Raw genomic sequence first — 17,327 nt, forward strand, 5'->3', positions numbered from 1 at the left:
GACGGACCCGCGGCTCCCCACGCCACGACCACCCCGGCCGAGCCGTCAGCGGCGGCCGTTCTTCGGATCGGCCAGACCGGCCCGGCGCAGCGCGTCGGCCATCGCACTGTTCGCCGGCGCGGGCGCCTGACGCGACCCCCCGCCCTGGCCCCCGCGGCCCCCGCCCTGGCCCCCGCCCTGGCGCTGCTGAGGCGGTCGCCCGCCCCGCCGGCGACGCTCGCCCTCGCCGGAGCCGCCGCCCTGCGGGGCCGCCTCGTCGTCCAGGCGCAGCGTCAGCGAGATCCGCTTGCGCGGGATGTCGACGTCCAGGACCTTCACCTTGACGATGTCTCCGGGCTTGACCACGTCACGTGGGTCCTTGACGAACGTCTTCGACATCGCGGACACGTGGACCAGGCCGTCCTGGTGGACACCGACGTCGACGAACGCCCCGAAGGCGGCCACGTTGGTCACCACACCCTCCAGGACCATCCCGGACGACAGGTCGGAGATCTTCTCCACGCCCTCCTTGAAGGCGGCCGTCCGGAACGCCGGTCGCGGGTCGCGGCCCGGCTTCTCCAGCTCCCTGAGGATGTCGGTCACCGTCGGCAGACCGAACGACTCGTCGACGAAGTCCTCGGGCCTCAACGAGCGCAGCACGGAGGTGTTGCCGATGAGCGCGGCGACCTCCTGCCCGGTCGTCTTCACCATGCGCCGGACCACCGGGTAGGCCTCCGGGTGCACGCTCGACGCGTCCAGCGGGTCGTCGCCGCCGCGGATGCGCAGGAAGCCCGCGCACTGCTCGAAAGCCTTCGGGCCGAGCCGCGCCACCTTCTTCAGCTGGCCGCGGGACGTGAACGGCCCGTTCTGGTCGCGGTGCGCCACGATGTTCTCGGCGAGCCCGGAGGTGATGCCGGAGACCCGGGCGAGCAGCGGCGCCGAGGCCGTGTTGACGTCCACGCCCACGCCGTTCACACAGTCCTCCACCACCGCGTCCAGCGAGCGCGACAGCTTCACCTCGGACAGGTCGTGCTGGTACTGGCCGACGCCGATCGACTTCGGGTCGATCTTCACCAGCTCCGCCAGCGGGTCCTGCAGCCGGCGGGCGATCGACACGGCGCCGCGCAGCGAGACGTCCATGTCGGGCAGCTCCTGCGAGGCGAACGCGGACGCCGAGTACACCGACGCGCCGGCCTCGGAGACCATCACCTTCGTGAGGTTCAGCTCCGGGTGCCTGGCGATCAGTTCCCCGGCGAGCTTGTCGGTCTCGCGCGAGGCCGTGCCGTTGCCGATGGCGATCAGCTCGACCGCGTGCTCCTTCGCCAGCCGGGCCAGCTTGGCGATGGCCTCGTCCCACCGGTTGGCCGGGACGTGCGGGTGGATGACGTCCGTGGCGACGACCTTGCCGGTCGCGTCGACCACGGCGACCTTCACACCGGTACGGAAGCCGGGGTCCAGGCCGAGCGTCGCGCGCGTGCCGGCCGGGGCGGCGAGCAGCAGGTCGCGCAGGTTCGCCGCGAAGACCCGCACCGCCTCGTCCTCGGCGGCCGTGCGCAGCCGCAGCCTGAGGTCGATGCCGAGGTGGACGAGGATGCGGGTGCGCCAGGCCCAGCGGACCGTGTCCGCCAGCCACTTGTCGGCGGGACGGCCCCGGTCGCCGATCCCGAACCGGTGCGCGACGATCCCCTCGTACGACGAAGGGCCGTCCGTCGGCTCCTCGGGCTCCAGGACGAGGTCGAGGACCTCCTCCTTCTCGCCGCGCAGCATCGCCAGCACGCGGTGCGAGGGCAGCTCCGTGAACGGCTCGGCGAAGTCGAAGTAGTCGGCGAACTTCGCGCCCACCTCCTCCTTGCCCTCGCGCACCTTGGCGACCAGCCGCCCGCGCACCCACATGCGCTCACGCAACTCGCCGATGAGGTCGGCGTCCTCGGCGAACCGCTCGGTGAGGATCGCCCGGGCACCGTCGAGGGCGGCCTGCGGATCGGCCACGCCCTTGTCCGCGTCGACGAACGCGGTGGCCGCGGCGAGGGGTTCGACGGTCGGATCGCCGAGCAGCCCCTCCGCCAGCGGCTCCAGGCCCGCCTCGCGGGCGATCTGCGCCTTGGTGCGGCGCTTGGGCTTGAACGGGAGGTAGATGTCCTCCAGGCGCGCCTTGGTCTCCGCGCCCCGGATCCGGGCCTCCAGCTCCTCGGTGAGCTTGCCCTGCTCGCGCACCGAGTCCAGGATCGCGGCCCGCCGCTCCTCCAGCTCCCGCAGGTAGCGCAGCCGCTCCTCGATCGTGCGCAGTTGCGCGTCGTCGAGCATCTCGGTCGCTTCCTTGCGGTAGCGAGCGATGAAGGGCACCGTGGAACCGCCGTCGAGCAGTTCCACGGCGGCCCTGACCTGCCGCTCCCGTACGCCGAGCTCCTCGGCGATCCTGCCTTCGATGGACACTGCGCTGGTGGACCCGTTGGACCCGGGTGTCGTCACGATCCCGTACCGCCTTCTCCGCTGAGGTTGCGCGGCAATTGTGGCAGGTGACACCGACACCCGGGGATCAAGGCGGCACGCGGCGGCCCGTCGGCAGCGGTCAGGCCCTGCGGCTGCGGGTGGAGGACGAGGCCCCGCCGAAGAGCCGGGCCAGGGCCCGGAAGGGCAGCGTCACGACGGTGGCGATGGCCCCGCCGATCTGGCGCAGCACGTCTGCGATAGCACGGAACACGAAATTCCCCTTTCTCCACTCCCGGCCGCGACGGCCGGTGCGGAGCGAGTACCGCGCAGACTCCTCACCATGCGTCACGGCCGGACACGCGTGCCCGGAAGGGTCCCGGGCGTGAGCGGAGCGGCCCCGACGAACTTCCCGCCCCGAGAAGCCGTCAGCCCTTGCCGATCAGGTCCGCCGGGAACGCCCCCGCCATGACAGCGGCCTGCGCGAACGCTCCGCCCAGCTCGGTCAGCCGGGCCACGCCCTCCGGGCCCAGGTGCTCGTACGGGGCCCGGTCGAGACGGTCCGTCTCCTGCTCGATCTCGCCGCGCAGGGCCACGCCCCGCTCCGTGAGCTCGCCGCTCCCGTCCAGCAGCCCGCGCTCGCGCAGCCGGTCCGACGCCGTGTCCCAGTCCTCCCGGCTCCAGCCCCGGGTGGCGAACACCCACTTCGGCGTCATGCCCTTGCCCGTCGCCGTATGGGTCACCAGGGCTTCGAGTCCGTCCAGGCCCGCGGACACCAGGGCGGCCAGGTGCCCGTCGCCCCGGTGCTCGCGCAGCAGGGTCGCCGCGTGCCAGTACCTCAGGTGCGGCTCCTCGGGGACGGGCAGGTCGGCGTGGGCGGCGTACAGCGGCCGCGCCTCGCGCGCACAGGCCTCGGCGGCCCGCAGGGCGAGCCGGGCGGCCTCCGCCATCTCCGCCGACGCCAGGGCCTCCTCGCCGAGCAGCCGGCGCAGGGTCGCGTCCACGGCACGCACGCGTGCGGCCAGCACCTGCCCGGGCGTGGCGGTCTCCCACACCGCGGGCACGTGCCGGGCCACCAGCTCGTACCGGTAGTTGTAGAAGACCGCGGCCACCGCCCCGGCGCCGACCGGACCGAAGGCGGCGGAGCGCACGGCGAAGTTCACGGCCCGGGGGTCGGTGATCCCGACGGCACCCAGTTCCCGGCCGAGGTCCGGCGAGAAGTAGTGCGTCGCGTGCAGGGAGTTGAGCACGTTGTGGCAGCGTCGGCCGGCACGCGGCTCCAGGGCGGCAGTGGTCATGCCGCGCAGGTTACCAACCGCTTGGTATGACCTCCACAGCCGTGCGCGACAGGGCAGGAAAGGTGGGTACTCGTCATTGCGGCCGTGCGCCGTGCCCGCGCACCATCGACGGCATGGCCCAGCGCACGGTTCTCGCCGTCCTCTACGACGGCGCGCAGAGTCTCGACGTGTCCGGCCCCGTGGAGGTCTTCGCGGGCGCGGAGCTGCTCGCCCCGGGGACGTACCGGATCCGCACGGCCTCCCTGGACGGCGCGCCCGTACGGACCACCAGCGGCCTGACTCTCGTACCCGACGCGCCCCTGGACGGCGCGCCGGACCCGGACATCCTGCTCGTCCCCGGCGGCACCGGCGGTCTGCGGCCCGACGCGCGACTGGTCGACTGGGTGCGCGAGCACGGGCCGGGCGCCGGGCGGCTGGTCTCCGTGTGCACCGGAGCGACCGTGCTCGCCGCGGCCGGGCTGCTGGACGGCCGGCGCGCCACGACCCACTGGGCCTACAGCGCCCGGCTCGCCCGCGACCATCCGGCCGTCGAGGTCGACCCCGACCCGGTCTACGTCCGCGACGGGCACGTCGCCACCTCGGCCGGTGTCACCGCCGGCATCGACCTCGCCCTCGCGCTGGTCGAGGAGGACCTGGGCCGGGAGGTGGCCCTCACCATCGCCCGGCACCTCGTGGTGTTCCTGCGCCGGCCCGGTAACCAGGCCCAGTTCAGCGCCCAGCTCGCGGCCCAGACCGCCCGGCGCGAGCCCCTGCGCGAGGTCCAGCGCCACATCGCCGAGCGCCCGGACGCCGACCTGTCCGTCGAGTCCCTCGCCGCCCGGGCCCGCCTCTCGCCCCGCCACTTCGCCCGCGCCTTCCGCGCGGAGACCGGCATGACGCCCGGCCGCTACGTGGACCGCGTCCGCCTCGAACACGCCCGCCGCCTCCTGGAGGACACGGTCGACGGCATCGAGGAGATCTCCCGCACCAGCGGCTACGGCACGCCCGAGGCCATGCGCCGCGCCTTCGTCAAGGCCCTGGGCACACCCCCGGCGGAGTACCGCCGCCGCTTCCGCCCCGCGCCGGCACCCTGACCACCGCACCCGACCGGAAGGGATTCCATGCAGATCGCCATCGTCCTCTACGACCGCTTCACCGCACTCGACGCCGTCGGCCCCTACGAGACCCTCGGGCGGCTCCCGGGCGCGCGGACGGTCTTCGTCGCCGAGGAGCCCGGTCCCGTGCGCAACGACTCGGGCAGCCTCGCCCTCACCGCCGACCGGGCCCTGGCCGACGTGCCGAACCCCGACATCATCGTCGTCCCCGGCGGCCCCGGCCCGCTGCCGTCGGCGGCGGACGGCCCCCTGCTCACCTGGCTGCGCGCCGCCGACGCCACCAGCACCTGGACGACGTCCGTGTGCACCGGCTCCCTGCTGCTCGCGGCGGCCGGGCTCCTGCGCGGCCGCCGCGCGACCTCCCACTGGCTGGCCCTGGAGGAACTCGCCCGCCACGGCGCCGAGCCGACGGGGGAGCGGGTCGTCACCGACGGCAAGTACGTCACCGCCGCCGGCGTCTCCGCCGGCATCGACATGGGACTGACCCTGCTCGGCCGGATCGCCGGCGACGACCACGCGCGCATCGTCCAACTGGCCACCGAGTACGACCCCCAGCCGCCCTACGACGCCGGATCACCGGAGAAGGCCCCCGCCCACCTGGTCGACCTGGTCCGGACCCACGCCGGGCTCATCCTGACGTAGGCACGCTCCAGCCGAACCGGGGCTGCCTGCGCTCCAGGAACGCGCCGACCCCCTCCGCGGTGTCACCGCTCGCGCGTGCCTGCCCGGCCCAGTGCGCGTCCCGGTCCGTGCGGCCGTCCGCGAACTCCTTGGCCGCCGCCTGTGTCAGCTGCGAGCGGGACGCCAGGACCCGGGTGAACTCGGCCACCCGCTTGCCGAGTTCACCCGCGGGCAGCACCTCGTCGACGAGGCCGGTGCGCAGCGCCCGCTCCGCGTCGATCAACTCCGCCGAGAACAACAGGTACTTGGCGGTGGCCGGCCCCACCAGGGACACCAGCCGCCGGGTGGCGGACGAGGGGTACACGATGCCGAGCTTCGCGGGCGTCACGCCGAACAGCGCGCCCTCCTCGGCGAACCGCAGGTCGCAGGCCGCCGCCAGCTGCGCACCGCCGCCCACGCAGTGCCCCCGGATCGCCGCGAGCGTCGGCTTGGGGAACGCCGCGAGTGCCTCCTCGGCCCGCACGGCCAGCCGCTGCGCCTCCCGAGGCGAGCCCCGCAGCGTGGCGATGTCGGCCCCGGCGCAGAACGTCGCGCCCTCCCCGGTGAGCACCAGCACCCGCACGGCCGGGTCGCCCGCGAGCTCTCCGAGCAGCGGCGGCAGGGCGCGCCACATCGCGGCCGTCATGGCGTTGCGCTTCTCCGGGTGGCTGATGACGACCGTCGCGACCGAGCCGGCCACGCTGTGCTGCAGCTGCGGATCCATGCGCCGGATGCTATCCGGAGGTCAAACCCGTACAACCCGAATAGTTCGCCAAGACGGCACAACAGGGGCAGGACCAGTCCCACAACTGACCGTGTCAAGCGCCAACGGTCAGAAGCGCTCGATACTTGCTGACTTCTGTTCAGCACCGGGGTCCGGAGCGCATCGTTACCAACACTCGACGTGTGGCGACAATCGAGCGTGAGGGTGGCGACCGGACGATGGACGACGAGGGGCGCGGGTTCGGCCCACGCCCAGAGGGCGGCGCGGCGCCCCTAGGTGCCGGGCCGGCGGATCCGCTGCCGTACGAGGGGATCTGGCGGTTCACCGCACCGGCCGTCGACGCCTCGGTCCCGCAGGCGCGGCACGCCGTACGGGACCTGCTGCGCCGTCAGGCGGTGCCGGTCGCGGACGACCTGGCCCAGGGACTGCTGCTGATCGTCTCCGAACTGGTGACGAACGCCGTGAAACACGCGGCCGTGCTGTCGCCGACGATCGCGGTCGAACTGGCCGTCGGCGCCGAGTGGCTCCGGGTGTCCGTGGAGGACAACCACCCCTACCGGCCGACGGCCCTGGAGACCGACCACGGCCGGACCGGGGGCCGCGGCCTGCTCCTCGTCCGCGAGATCACCCGCGAGGCAGGCGGTCTGTGCGAGGTCGAACACACCGCGAGCGGCGGCAAGGTGATCTGGGCCGCCCTGCCGCTCCGGCCCGCCCGCTTCTCCTAGGCCTGCCGGCGGGTCCTCACCAGCCGGCCGAGGTGCCCGTCAGCTCCCTGATCGCCGGCCGGGCGGCGTCCAGGACGGTCATGAACCAGGCCGAGAAGGTGTCCCTGGCGTGCCGCTCCGCGAGCTCCGGTGGCGTCACGAACGCCGTCGACGCCACCTCCGCCGGATCGGGCCGTAGCACGGCCTGCACCATGCCGACGAAGAGGTGGTTGTACTCCTGCTCCACCAGTCCCGACTCCGGGTCCGGGTGGTTGTAGCGGACCGTGCCCGCCTCGGCCAGCAGGGAGGGGGAGGCGCCGAGCTCCTCGAAGGTGCGCCGCGCCGCCGCCGCGAAGGGCGCCTCACCCGGGTAGGGGTGGCCGCAGCAGGTGTTGGACCACACCCCGGGGGAGTGGTACTTGCCCAGCGCGCGCTGCTGGAGCAGCAGTCGGCCGTACTCGTCGAAGAGGAACACGGAGAACGCGCGGTGCAACTGCCCGGGCGGCCGGTGTGCGGCGAGCTTCTCCGCGGTGCCGATCGTCACGCCGTCCTCGTCGACCAGTTCCAGCAAAATCGCGTCTGCGGTGCCGTTCGACGGGCTGTGCGTCGCGGTGGCAGGTGTGATCGGCATACCCATCCTTCACATCGGTCTTCGCGCCCCAAGTCTGCCGTACGAATCCGGCACTCCCGGCACTTCGCTGTCCCCGCATGTCCCGCACGGCGGATGGCGTCTGCCGGGACGCCGGAAGGAGGGACCCCGCAGGGGATCGTGCCCGGGCCGATGGGCCGGAAATCGTCTCCGCCGATGCGGTGAGAGCCTCCGGCGCGGGCGCGCCCCGGACGGTCGTGCCCCCCGGCGCACACCAGAGGTCACGCGCCCCATGGGCCTCCCGCGCCTCAGTGACAGAGGTGCGCCTCGTGCTCCGCGTGCCCGCCCGGCTCCAGCTGGAAGGTGCAGTGCTCCACGTCGAAGTGGTCACCGAGGCAGTTCTGCAGCTCGTGCAGCATCTTCTCGTGGCCGGTCGCGCTCAGCGCCTCCGAGCTGACGACCACGTGGGCCGACAGCACCGGCATGCCCGAGGTGATGGTCCAGGCGTGCAGGTCGTGGACGTCCTCCACCCCGTCCGTGGCGAGGATGTGCGCCCGCACCTGCGCCATGTCGACCCCCTTGGGGGCCGCCTCCAGCAGCACGTCGAGGGTCTCACGCAGCAGCTTCAGGGTCCGGGGCACGATCATCAGCGCGATGACGAGCGAGGCGATCGGGTCGGCCGCCTGCCAGCCCGTGAGCATGATCACCACAGCGGAGACGATCACCGTGACCGACCCCAGCGCGTCCGCCGCGACCTCGAGGAACGCGCCGCGCACGTTCAGGCTCTCCTTCTGCCCCCGCATCAGCAGCGCCAGCGACACCAGGTTCGCGACCAGGCCGATCGCACCGAACAGCAGCGCCAGCCAGCCCTCGGTCTGCGCCGGGGTGAGGAAGCGCTGCACCGACTCGTACACCACGTACCCGCCGGCCCCCAGCAGCAGCAGGCAGTTGGCCAGGGCGGCGAGGATCTCGGCCCGCGCGTAGCCGAAGGTGGCCCGGTCGCTCGGCGGGCGGTTCGCGAAGTGGATCGCGACCAGCGCCATGGCCAGGCCCAGCGCGTCCGTCGCCATGTGCGCCGAGTCCGCGACCAGCGCCAGCGAGTCGGCGAGGACGCCACCGACGATCTGGACCGCCACGATGCCGAGCGTGATCGCCAGCGCGACCCGCAGCCGGCCCCGGTACGCCGAGGTCGCCGTGGCGCCGCCCGGCCCACCGTGCGCGTGCCCGTGATCGTGCCCAGCCCCCATGAAAAGCCACCCTCCGCGTCCGCCTCATCGTGCTCGGGGACCCCAGTGAACTACGGGGAGGGGGTATGCGCAACGCGGCACTGAACACCGTTGTCATGTGCCCTGACCTGCGGAAACGATACGCAGGTCAGGGCGCCCTCAGCCGCTCTCGGGGGGTCGCGAGCCGTGGTGCAGCAGCCAGCCGTGCCAGGCCGACGCGGCCATCTCGCGCACCCCGCGCCGGGCGGTCCAGCCGAGTTCCGAGGCCGCCCGCGCCGCGGACGCGACCGCCCGCGGCGCGTCCCCGGGGCGCCGGCCCTCGACGACCGGGGGCCGCCGGTCGCCCGTGACCTCACCGATGACCGTGATCAGCTCGCGCACCGAGACGCCCTCCCCGCGGCCGATGTTGACCGTCAGATCGCCCGGGACGCCGTCCCCGGCGAGCCGCCGGGCCGCCGCGAGGTGCGCCTCGGCCAGGTCGGCGACGTGGATGTAGTCGCGCACACAGGTGCCGTCCGGGGTCGGGTAGTCGTCGCCGAAGATCCGGGGCGCCTCGTCGCGGGTCAGCCGGTCGAACACCATCGGCACGATGTTGAACACCCCCGTGTCCGCCAGCTCGGGCGCGGCCGCCCCCGCCACGTTGAAATAGCGCAGGCACACGGTGGAGATCCCGTGCGCCCGGCCCGCCGCCCGCACCAGCCACTCCCCGGCCAGCTTGGTCTCCCCGTACGGGTTCACCGGCGCGCAGGGTGTGTCCTCCGTGATGAGGTCCACACCCGGGTCGCCGTACACCGCCGCCGACGACGAGAACACGAAGCGCCGGACGCCCGCCTCGGCCACCGCGTCCAGCAGGGTCGCAAGGCCGCCCACGTTCTCCCGGTAGTACCGCGTCGGCTGCGCCACGGACTCGGCGACCTGCTTGCGCGCCGCGAGGTGCACCACCCCCGTCACGCCGTGCTCCGCGAACACCCGCTTCAGCAACGCCCCGTCGAGCGAGGAGCCCCGCACGAGCGGGACGCCGGACGGCAGCCGCGCGGGCACCCCGGCCGAGAGATCGTCCAGGGCGACGACGCGCTCCCCGGCCTCCGTCATGGCCCTGGCCACATGGGCCCCGATGTAGCCGGCCCCGCCGGTGATCAGCCAAGTCATGGTCGCCCACCCTATGCCGCCACTCCCGTGCCCGGTGCAATGTCCCCGATGTCCGGTACGGGAAGCGCGGTTTGTGGGGCGGCCCCCGGATCCACGATGATGATCGCGGCAAGGGCTCGGGCGAACTGCGTCGATCCATCCGCCGAACGGGTGGTGAACACGCCCTTCCCGGGATCCGATAGCCTCTGCCGACAGCCGCCCGGCAGTCACCGGCACGGGCGCCCCCATCGTGCACACCACCGGCGCGGACGCGTCGGTACCAGGGAGTGAATTCGGTTGTCGACCGCCATCCTCACCGGTCAGCCGGTCCCCGGATCGTCGATCGAGGGCGACCTGCGGTCCCTCGGGTTCGACGTCCGGGTCGCAGCCGACGCCACCGAGGCCGAGACACTGCTCGCCGAGGTGCCGGGCGACGAGCGGGTGGCCCTGGTCGACGCCCGGTTCGTGGGGCACGTGCACGCCCTGCGCCTCGGCCTCACCGACCCCCGCTTCCCGCTCGCCGCGATCCCCGGCGCCGTCACCGCCCGGCCCGCCGGCCGCCAGGCCCTCACCCGGGCCATGGCCCGCGAGAACTCCTCAGGCGGCGGCACCACCCTGGTCGACAGCCTCGCCGACCGCGTCCTCACCGCCCTGGACGCCGACGGCACCGCCGTGCACCGCCCCGAGCTGGGCACCCTGGTCGCCGCCGTGCCCGCCGACCCGCAGGCCCGCAACGAGGCCCGGCAGGCGGTCGCGGACGTCGACGACGAGGCCGTACGCCTGAAGTCGGCCGTGAAGGCCCGCGACGGCTTCTTCACCACCTTCTGCGTCAGCCCGTACTCCCGTTACATCGCCCGCTGGTGCGCCCGCCGGGGCCTGACCCCGAACCAGGTCACCACCGCCTCGCTGCTGACCGCCCTCATAGCGGCGGCCTGCGCGGCCACCGGCACCCGCGGCGGCTTCGTCGCGGCCGGCGTCCTGCTGATCGCCTCCTTCGTGCTCGACTGCACCGACGGCCAGCTCGCCCGCTACTCCCTGCAGTACTCCACGCTCGGCGCCTGGCTGGACGCCACCTTCGACCGGGCCAAGGAGTACGCCTACTACGCCGGCCTCGCCCTCGGTGCCGCCCGCGGCGGCGACGACGTCTGGGCCCTGGCCCTCGGCGCCATGGTCCTGCAGACCTGCCGGCACGTCGTGGACTTCTCCTTCAACGAGGCCAACCACGACGCCACCGCCAACACCAGCCCCACCGCCGCCCTGTCCGACAAGCTCGACAGCGTCGGCTGGACGGTCTGGGTGCGCCGCATGATCGTCCTGCCCATCGGCGAACGCTGGGCGATGATCGCGGTGCTCACGGCCCTCACCACCCCCCGCATCACCTTCTACGCCCTGCTCGTCGGCTGCGCGTTCGCGGCGACGTACACCACGGCGGGCCGGGTGCTGCGCTCCCTCACCCGCGGGGCACAGCGCACCGACCGGGCGGCACGCGCCCTGGCCGACCTCGCGGACAGCGGCCCGCTCGCCCAGGGCATCGCCGAGGCGCTGCGCAAGCCCGCGCGCTCGCTGCCGGGCTTCACGGCACCCGCCGTCGCCCTCCTCGGCGGCCTCGCCGTCGTCCTCACGTCCGTGCTGACCGGCTTCGGCGGGCCCTGGCCGGTCGTCGCCGCACTCGCCTACGCCCTGACCTCGGGCCTCGCCGTCGCCCGCCCCCTCAAGGGCGCCCTCGACTGGCTCGTGCCCCCGTTCCTGCGCGCCGCCGAGTACGGCACCGTCCTGGTACTGGCGGCCCGGGCGGACGTGAACGGAGCCCTTCCTGCGGCTTTCGGGCTGGTGGCCGCGGTCGCCTACCATCACTACGACACGGTGTACCGCATCCGCGGCGACGCCGGAGCGCCCCCCGCCTGGCTGGTGCGTTCCATCGGGGGGCACGAGGGACGGACGCTGCTCGTCACCGTCCTCGCCGCGCTGCTCACCGCCCCGCAGTTCACGGTCGCGCTCACGGTCCTCGCCGTGGCCGTGGCCCTGGTGGTGCTCGTCGAGAGCATCCGCTTCTGGGTCGCCGCCCACCAGGGCGGCGCACCCGCCGTACACGATGAAGGAGAACCCGCATGATCGGCCTCGTGCTGGCGGCCGGCGCCGGACGGCGTCTGCGCCCCTACACCGACAGCCTTCCCAAGGCGCTGGTGCCGGTGGGGCCCGCGGGCATAGAGGGCGAACCAACGGTTCTCGACCTGACCCTCGCCAACTTCGCCGAGGTCGGCCTCACGGAAGCGGCGATCATCGTCGGCTACCGCAAGGAGGCCGTCTACGCGCGCAAGGAGGCGCTGGAGGCGAAGTACGGCCTCAAGCTCACCCTCATCGACAACGACAAGGCCGAGGAGTGGAACAACGCCTACTCCCTGTGGTGCGGGCGTGACGCCCTCAAGGACGGCGTGATCCTCGCCAACGGCGACACCGTCCACCCGGTCTCCGTCGAGAAGACGCTGCTCGCCGCCCGCGGTGAGGGCAAGAAGATCATTCTCGCGCTCGACACGGTCAAGCAGCTCGCCGACGAGGAGATGAAGGTCGTCGTCGACCCGGCCAAGGGCATGACGAAGATCACCAAGCTGATGGACCCCGCCGAGGCCACCGGCGAGTACATCGGCGTCACCCTCATCGAGGGCGACGCGGCCCCGGAGCTCGCCGACGCGCTCAAGGCCGTCTGGGAGACCGACCCGCAGCAGTTCTACGAGCACGGCTACCAGGAGCTGGTGAACCGCGGCTTCCGCATCGACGTGGCACCCATCGGCGACGTCAGCTGGGTCGAGATCGACAACCACGACGATCTCGCCCGTGGACGGGAGATCGCATGCCAGTACTGACCCGGCTGATCCCCTCGCCGCTCGTCGTCGACATCCGCCCGGGCGCCCTCGACGACCTGGCCTGCGTCCTCGCCGACGAGCGCATCTCGCACTCCGGCCGCCTCGCCGTCGCCGTCAGCGGCGGCTCCGGCGCGAAGCTGCGCGAGCGCATCTCGCCCGGCATGCCCGGTGCCACCTGGTACGAGGTCGGCGGCGGCACCCTCGACGACGCGGTCCGGCTGGCCGGTGACATAAAGGCCGGCCACTACGACGCGGTCGTCGGCCTCGGTGGCGGCAAGATCATCGACTGCGCGAAGTTCGCCGCGGCACGCGTCGGGCTGCCCCTGGTCGCCGTGCCGACGAACCTCGCGCACGACGGCCTGTGCTCGCCGGTCGCCACCCTCGACAACGACGCGGGCCGCGGCTCCTACGGCGTGCCGAACCCGATCGCGGTCGTCATCGACCTGGACGTCATCCGTGAGGCCCCGGTCCGCTTCGTCCGCGCCGGCATCGGCGACGCCGTCTCCAACATCTCGGCGATCGCCGACTGGGAGCTGGCCAACCGGGTCAAGGGCGAGCGGATCGACGGACTCGCCGCGGCCATGGCCCGCCAGGCCGGCGAGGCCGTGCTGCGGCACCCGGGCGGCATCGGGGACAACGACTTCCTCCAGGTGCTCGCCGAGGCGCTCGTCCTCAGCGGCATCGCCATGTCGGTGTCGGGCGACTCACGGCCGTCCTCCGGGGCGTGCCACGAGATCAACCACGCCTTCGACCTGCTCTACCCGAAGCGGGCCGCCGCCCACGGCGAGCAGTGCGGTCTCGGCGCGGCCTTCGCGATGTGGCTGCGCGGGGCGCACGAGCAGTCGGCGTACATGGCCGAGGTGCTGCGCCGCCACGGTCTGCCCGTGCTGCCGGACGAGATCGGCTTCACCACGGACGAGTTCGTCAGGGCCGTCGAGTTCGCCCCCGAGACCCGGCCCGGCCGCTACACCATCCTCGAACACCTCGACCTGAACACCGAACAGATCAAGGACACCTACACCGACTATGTCAAGGCCATCGGTAGCTGAACTACGCCCCGTCGTTCACCCCGCAGGGGTGAAGGACCGGCGCAGCGGTGAGCACTGGATGGGACGCCTCTACATGCGCGAGGTGTCCCTGCGGGTCGACCGCTACCTGGTCAACACCAGGGTCACGCCCAACCAGCTCACGTACCTGATGACCGTCTTCGGTGTGCTCGCGGCCCCGGCACTGCTCGTGCCGGGGATCCCGGGCGCCGTGCTCGGCGTCGTGTGCGTCCAGATGTACCTGCTGCTGGACTGCGTCGACGGCGAGATCGCCCGCTGGAAGAAGCAGTACTCGCTCAACGGCGTCTACCTGGACCGCGTCGGCGCCTACCTCACCGACGCCGCCGTGCTCACCGGCTTCGGCCTGCGCGCCGCCGACCTGTGGGGCAGCGGCCGCATCGACTGGCTGTGGGCCTTCCTCGGTACCCTGGCCGCCCTCGGCGCCATCCTCATCAAGGCCGAGACCGACCTCGTCGGCGTCGCCCGGCACCAGGCCGGCAAGCCGCCGGTCAAGGAGGCCGCCGCCGAGATGCGCTCCTCCGGCATGGCGCTGGCCCGCAAGGCCGCCGCCTTCCTGAAGTTCCACCGCCTCATCCTCGGCATCGAGGCGTCCCTGCTGATCCTGGTCCTGGCGATCGTCGACCAGGCCCGCGGTGACCTGTTCTTCTCCCGGCTCGGCGTGGCGGTGCTGGCCGGCATCGCCCTGGTGCAGACGCTGCTGCACCTCGTCTCCATCCTCGCTTCGAGCAGGCTGAAGTGAGCGGCATGAAGGTCGGCGCCGTCATCATCACCATGGGCAACCGCCCCGACGAGCTGCGCGCCCTCCTCGACTCGGTCGCCAAGCAGGACGGCGACCCGGTCGAGGTGGTCGTGGTCGGCAACGGCTCGCCCGTCCCGGACGTCCCCGAGGGCGTGCGCACGATCGAGCTGCCCGAGAACCTCGGTATCCCCGGCGGCCGCAACGTCGGCATCGAGGCCTTCGGCCCGGCCGGCCGGGACGTCGACATCCTGCTCTTCCTCGACGACGACGGGCTCCTCGCGAGCCACGACACCGCCGAACTGTGCCGCAAGGCGTTCGAGGCCGACCCGAAGCTCGGCATCATCAGCTTCCGCATAGCCGACCCGGACACCGGCGTCACCCAGCGCCGCCACGTCCCCCGGCTGCGCGCCGCCGACCCGATGCGCTCCTCCCGGGTCACCACTTTCCTGGGCGGCGCCAACGCCGTCCGCACCCGCGTCTTCGCCGACGTCGGCGGCCTGCCCGACGCGTTCTTCTACGCCCACGAGGAGACCGACCTCGCCTGGCGGGCCCTCGACGCCGGCTGGATGATCGACTACCGGTCCGACATGGTGCTCTACCACCCGACGACCGCCCCCTCGCGGCACGCGGTCTACCACCGGATGGTGGCCCGCAACCGGGTCTGGCTGGCCCGCCGCAACCTCCCCGCGCTCCTCGTCCCCGTCTACCTCGGCGTGTGGCTGCTGCTCACCCTCCTGCGCCGCCCCTCCCGCCGTGCGCTGCGGGCCTGGTTCGGCGGATTCCGCGAGGGCTGGGCCACCCCCTGCGGGCCCCGCCGGCCCATGAAGTGGCGTACGGTGTGGCGGCTGACCCGACTGGGCCGGCCCCCCGTCATCTGACAAGCTCGTGTCCGCGAGCGTCCGGGAGCATCCGGGAGGGGCCGTACCCCGGCCCCCGGCTCATGCCAGGCCCGCACAGGCCGCGCATCTCGAAGACGAAAGTTTCCACTAGTGAGTGAGACAACGCACGACGCCACGGTCGCGGTGAGCGCGCCCACGGCGCCCGACGAGGGCCTCACGGCGAGGGAGCTCGCCGCCAAGTACGGGCTGAGCGTGAGCGGCGCCCGGCCGTCCCTCATCGAGTACGTCCGTCAGCTCTGGGGACGGCGGCACTTCATCCTCGCCTTCTCCCAGGCGAAGCTGACCGCACAGTACAGCCAGGCCAAGCTCGGCCAGCTGTGGCAGGTGGCCACGCCGCTGCTCAACGCGGCCGTGTACTTCTTCATCTTCGGCCTGCTGCTGGAGGCCGACCGGGGCATGTCCCGCGAGGTGTACATCCCGTTCCTGGTCACGGGCGTGTTCGTGTTCACCTTCACGCAGAGCTCGGTGATGGCGGGCGTGCGCGCGATCTCCGGCAACCTCGGCCTGGTCCGCGCCCTGCACTTCCCGCGCGCCTCACTGCCGGTCTCGTTCGCGCTGCAGCAGCTCCAGCAGCTGCTGTTCTCGATGATCGTGCTGTTCGCCGTGGCGATCGGGTTCGGCCACTACCCGGACCTGTCCTGGGCGCTGATCGTGCCGGTGCTCGTCCTGCAGTTCTGCTTCAACACCGGCCTCGCGCTGATCATGGCCCGGGCGGGCGCCAAGACCCCCGACCTCGCGCAGCTGATGCCGTTCGTGATGCGGACGTGGATGTACGCGTCCGGCGTGATGTTCTCCATCCCGATCTTCCTTGAGGACAAGCCGGCCTGGATCGCCAACGTCCTGCAGTGGAACCCGGCCGCGATCTACATGGACCTGATGCGCTTCGCGCTCATCGACGACTACGGCTCGCAGTACCTGCCCGACCACGTCTGGGCGGTCGCGGGCGGCTGGGCCGTGCTGTTCGCCCTCGGCGGCTTCGTGTACTTCTGGAAGGCGGAGGAGAGGTACGGCCGTGGCTGAGCAGAAGCAGGACGCGAAGATCCCCACCGTCATCGCGGACGATCTGCACATCGTCTACCGCGTCAACGGCGCCAAGACCGGCAAGGGCAGCGCCACCGCCGCCCTCAGCCGCATCCTCAAGCGCGGCTCCGACGACGCCGCGCGGGGGGTGCGCAAGGTGCACGCCGTGCGCGGGGTCTCCTTCGTCGCCTACCGGGGCGAGGCCATCGGCCTGATCGGTTCCAACGGCTCCGGCAAGTCCACCCTGCTGCGCGCCATCGCGGGTCTGCTGCCCGCCGAGCGGGGCAAGGTCTACACCGACGGCCAGCCCTCGCTGCTCGGTGTCAACGCGGCCCTGATGAACGACCTCACCGGCGAACGCAACGTCATATTGGGCGGGCTGGCCATGGGCATGTCCCGCGAGGAGATCAAGGAGCGCTACCAGGACATCGTCGACTTCTCCGGCATCAACGAGAAGGGCGACTTCATCACCCTGCCCATGCGCACCTACTCCTCCGGCATGGCGGCCCGGCTCCGGTTCTCCATCGCCGCGGCCAAGGACCACGACGTCCTGATGATCGACGAGGCACTGGCCACCGGCGACCGCAAGTTCCAGAAGCGCTCCGAGGACCGCATCCGGGAGCTGCGCAAGGAAGCCGGCACGGTGTTCCTGGTCAGCCACAACAACAAGTCCATCCGCGACACCTGCAACCGCGTCCTGTGGCTGGAGCGCGGCGAGCTGCGCATGGACGGCCCGACCGACGAGGTGCTCAAGGAGTACGAGAAGTTCACCAACAAGTAGCCCGGCTCGGCCAGGGCCCCGGCGGAACTGTTCCGGCGGGGCCCCGCGTCTGCAAAGGAAGCGTCAACTCCGGTCCTTTGCAGGAAGCTTGGGGCCGATCGGTGTGTTCTCGTGATGTGCAGGACACCCAG

17 protein-coding genes are annotated in these 17,327 nt (G+C 72.5%); 10 read left to right on the top strand and 7 right to left on the bottom strand.

The genetic code is table 11. The features are described from left to right. Nucleotides 1–45: 45 nt before the first annotated feature. The 3 genes from ABTZ58_RS16850 to ABTZ58_RS16860 all read right to left on the bottom strand — a co-directional run bounded on the left by ABTZ58_RS16850 (nucleotide 46) and on the right by ABTZ58_RS16860 (nucleotide 3,704). Nucleotides 46–2,448, bottom strand: coding sequence for a Tex family protein (locus ABTZ58_RS16850; protein ID WP_351356401.1), 2,403 nt, complete (start codon nucleotides 2,446–2,448; stop codon nucleotides 46–48). Nucleotides 2,449–2,548: 100 nt separating this feature from the next. After that, nucleotides 2,549–2,680, bottom strand: coding sequence for an LPFR motif small protein (locus ABTZ58_RS16855; protein ID WP_252100478.1), 132 nt, complete (start codon nucleotides 2,678–2,680; stop codon nucleotides 2,549–2,551). Between the two features lie 154 nt (nucleotides 2,681–2,834). After that, the gene (locus ABTZ58_RS16860) at nucleotides 2,835–3,704 is read right to left on the bottom strand and encodes an SCO6745 family protein (protein ID WP_351356405.1); all 870 of its coding nucleotides are present in this window, start codon (nucleotides 3,702–3,704) and stop codon (nucleotides 2,835–2,837) included. Between the two features lie 113 nt (nucleotides 3,705–3,817). Here ABTZ58_RS16860 and ABTZ58_RS16865 point away from each other — a divergent pair, with 113 nt between their 5' ends. Continuing rightward, nucleotides 3,818–4,777, top strand: coding sequence for a GlxA family transcriptional regulator (locus ABTZ58_RS16865; RefSeq protein ID WP_351356408.1), 960 nt, complete (start codon nucleotides 3,818–3,820; stop codon nucleotides 4,775–4,777). 27 nt (nucleotides 4,778–4,804) lie between these two features. Beyond that, complete coding sequence (locus ABTZ58_RS16870) at nucleotides 4,805–5,440, top strand: DJ-1/PfpI family protein (protein ID WP_351356411.1); 636 nt, start codon at nucleotides 4,805–4,807, stop codon at nucleotides 5,438–5,440. Here the strand turns inward: ABTZ58_RS16870 and ABTZ58_RS16875 are convergent. Beyond that, entirely contained in the window at nucleotides 5,427–6,182 is a 756-nt protein-coding gene (locus ABTZ58_RS16875) for an enoyl-CoA hydratase/isomerase family protein (RefSeq protein WP_351356414.1), read from the bottom strand. The two genes, ABTZ58_RS16870 and ABTZ58_RS16875, sit on opposite strands and share 14 nt — an antisense overlap. 218 nt (nucleotides 6,183–6,400) lie before the next feature. Between ABTZ58_RS16875 and ABTZ58_RS16880 the strand changes: the two genes are divergently transcribed. Further along, the gene (locus ABTZ58_RS16880; protein ID WP_351356705.1) at nucleotides 6,401–6,907 is read left to right on the top strand and encodes an ATP-binding protein; all 507 of its coding nucleotides are present in this window, start codon (nucleotides 6,401–6,403) and stop codon (nucleotides 6,905–6,907) included. Between the two features lie 16 nt (nucleotides 6,908–6,923). On the opposite strand, the gene idi is transcribed toward ABTZ58_RS16880, so the two are convergent. From idi to galE, 3 genes are all read right to left on the bottom strand, one after another. Continuing rightward, nucleotides 6,924–7,517 carry an isopentenyl-diphosphate Delta-isomerase gene (gene idi, locus ABTZ58_RS16885; RefSeq protein WP_351356417.1) on the bottom strand — a complete coding sequence of 198 codons (594 nt, stop codon included), beginning with the start codon at nucleotides 7,515–7,517 and terminating at the stop codon, nucleotides 6,924–6,926. A gap of 266 nt (nucleotides 7,518–7,783) precedes the next feature. After that, nucleotides 7,784–8,722, bottom strand: a complete 939-nt coding sequence (locus ABTZ58_RS16890) for a cation diffusion facilitator family transporter (RefSeq protein ID WP_351356420.1) — start codon at nucleotides 8,720–8,722, stop codon at nucleotides 7,784–7,786. 138 nt (nucleotides 8,723–8,860) lie between these two features. Continuing rightward, on the bottom strand, nucleotides 8,861–9,850 hold the full coding sequence (gene galE / locus ABTZ58_RS16895; protein WP_351356422.1) for a UDP-glucose 4-epimerase GalE: 990 nt from the start codon (nucleotides 9,848–9,850) through the stop codon (nucleotides 8,861–8,863). Nucleotides 9,851–10,126: 276 nt separating this feature from the next. On the opposite strand from galE, the gene ABTZ58_RS16900 reads away from it, so the two are divergent. The 7 genes from ABTZ58_RS16900 to ABTZ58_RS16930 all read left to right on the top strand — a co-directional run bounded on the left by ABTZ58_RS16900 (nucleotide 10,127) and on the right by ABTZ58_RS16930 (nucleotide 17,196). Further along, nucleotides 10,127–11,941, top strand: coding sequence for a DUF5941 domain-containing protein (locus ABTZ58_RS16900; RefSeq protein ID WP_351356425.1), 1,815 nt, complete (start codon nucleotides 10,127–10,129; stop codon nucleotides 11,939–11,941). Beyond that, entirely contained in the window at nucleotides 11,938–12,690 is a 753-nt protein-coding gene (locus ABTZ58_RS16905) for a phosphocholine cytidylyltransferase family protein (protein ID WP_351356428.1), read from the top strand. The genes ABTZ58_RS16900 and ABTZ58_RS16905 overlap by 4 nt, the downstream gene beginning before the upstream one ends. Next, entirely contained in the window at nucleotides 12,678–13,739 is a 1,062-nt protein-coding gene (locus ABTZ58_RS16910; RefSeq protein ID WP_351356432.1) for an iron-containing alcohol dehydrogenase family protein, read from the top strand. The genes ABTZ58_RS16905 and ABTZ58_RS16910 overlap by 13 nt, the downstream gene beginning before the upstream one ends. Continuing rightward, nucleotides 13,717–14,496: a CDP-alcohol phosphatidyltransferase family protein gene (locus tag ABTZ58_RS16915; RefSeq protein ID WP_351356435.1), complete on the top strand. Its 780-nt coding sequence runs from the start codon at nucleotides 13,717–13,719 to the stop codon at nucleotides 14,494–14,496. Before ABTZ58_RS16910 ends, ABTZ58_RS16915 begins: the two co-directional genes overlap by 23 nt. Before the next feature lie 5 nt (nucleotides 14,497–14,501). Then, nucleotides 14,502–15,374: a glycosyltransferase family 2 protein gene (locus ABTZ58_RS16920; RefSeq protein WP_309093445.1), complete on the top strand. Its 873-nt coding sequence runs from the start codon at nucleotides 14,502–14,504 to the stop codon at nucleotides 15,372–15,374. A 111-nt stretch (nucleotides 15,375–15,485) separates the two neighbouring features. Beyond that, nucleotides 15,486–16,415, top strand: a complete 930-nt coding sequence (locus ABTZ58_RS16925) for an ABC transporter permease (protein WP_351356438.1) — start codon at nucleotides 15,486–15,488, stop codon at nucleotides 16,413–16,415. Then, complete coding sequence (locus ABTZ58_RS16930) at nucleotides 16,408–17,196, top strand: ABC transporter ATP-binding protein (RefSeq protein ID WP_351356441.1); 789 nt, start codon at nucleotides 16,408–16,410, stop codon at nucleotides 17,194–17,196. Before ABTZ58_RS16925 ends, ABTZ58_RS16930 begins: the two co-directional genes overlap by 8 nt. The last annotated feature ends 131 nt before the right edge of the window (nucleotides 17,197–17,327 follow it).

The sequence above is a fragment of the Streptomyces sp. NPDC094143 genome (assembly GCF_040303825.1).
Lineage (GTDB): Bacteria > Actinomycetota > Actinomycetes > Streptomycetales > Streptomycetaceae > Streptomyces.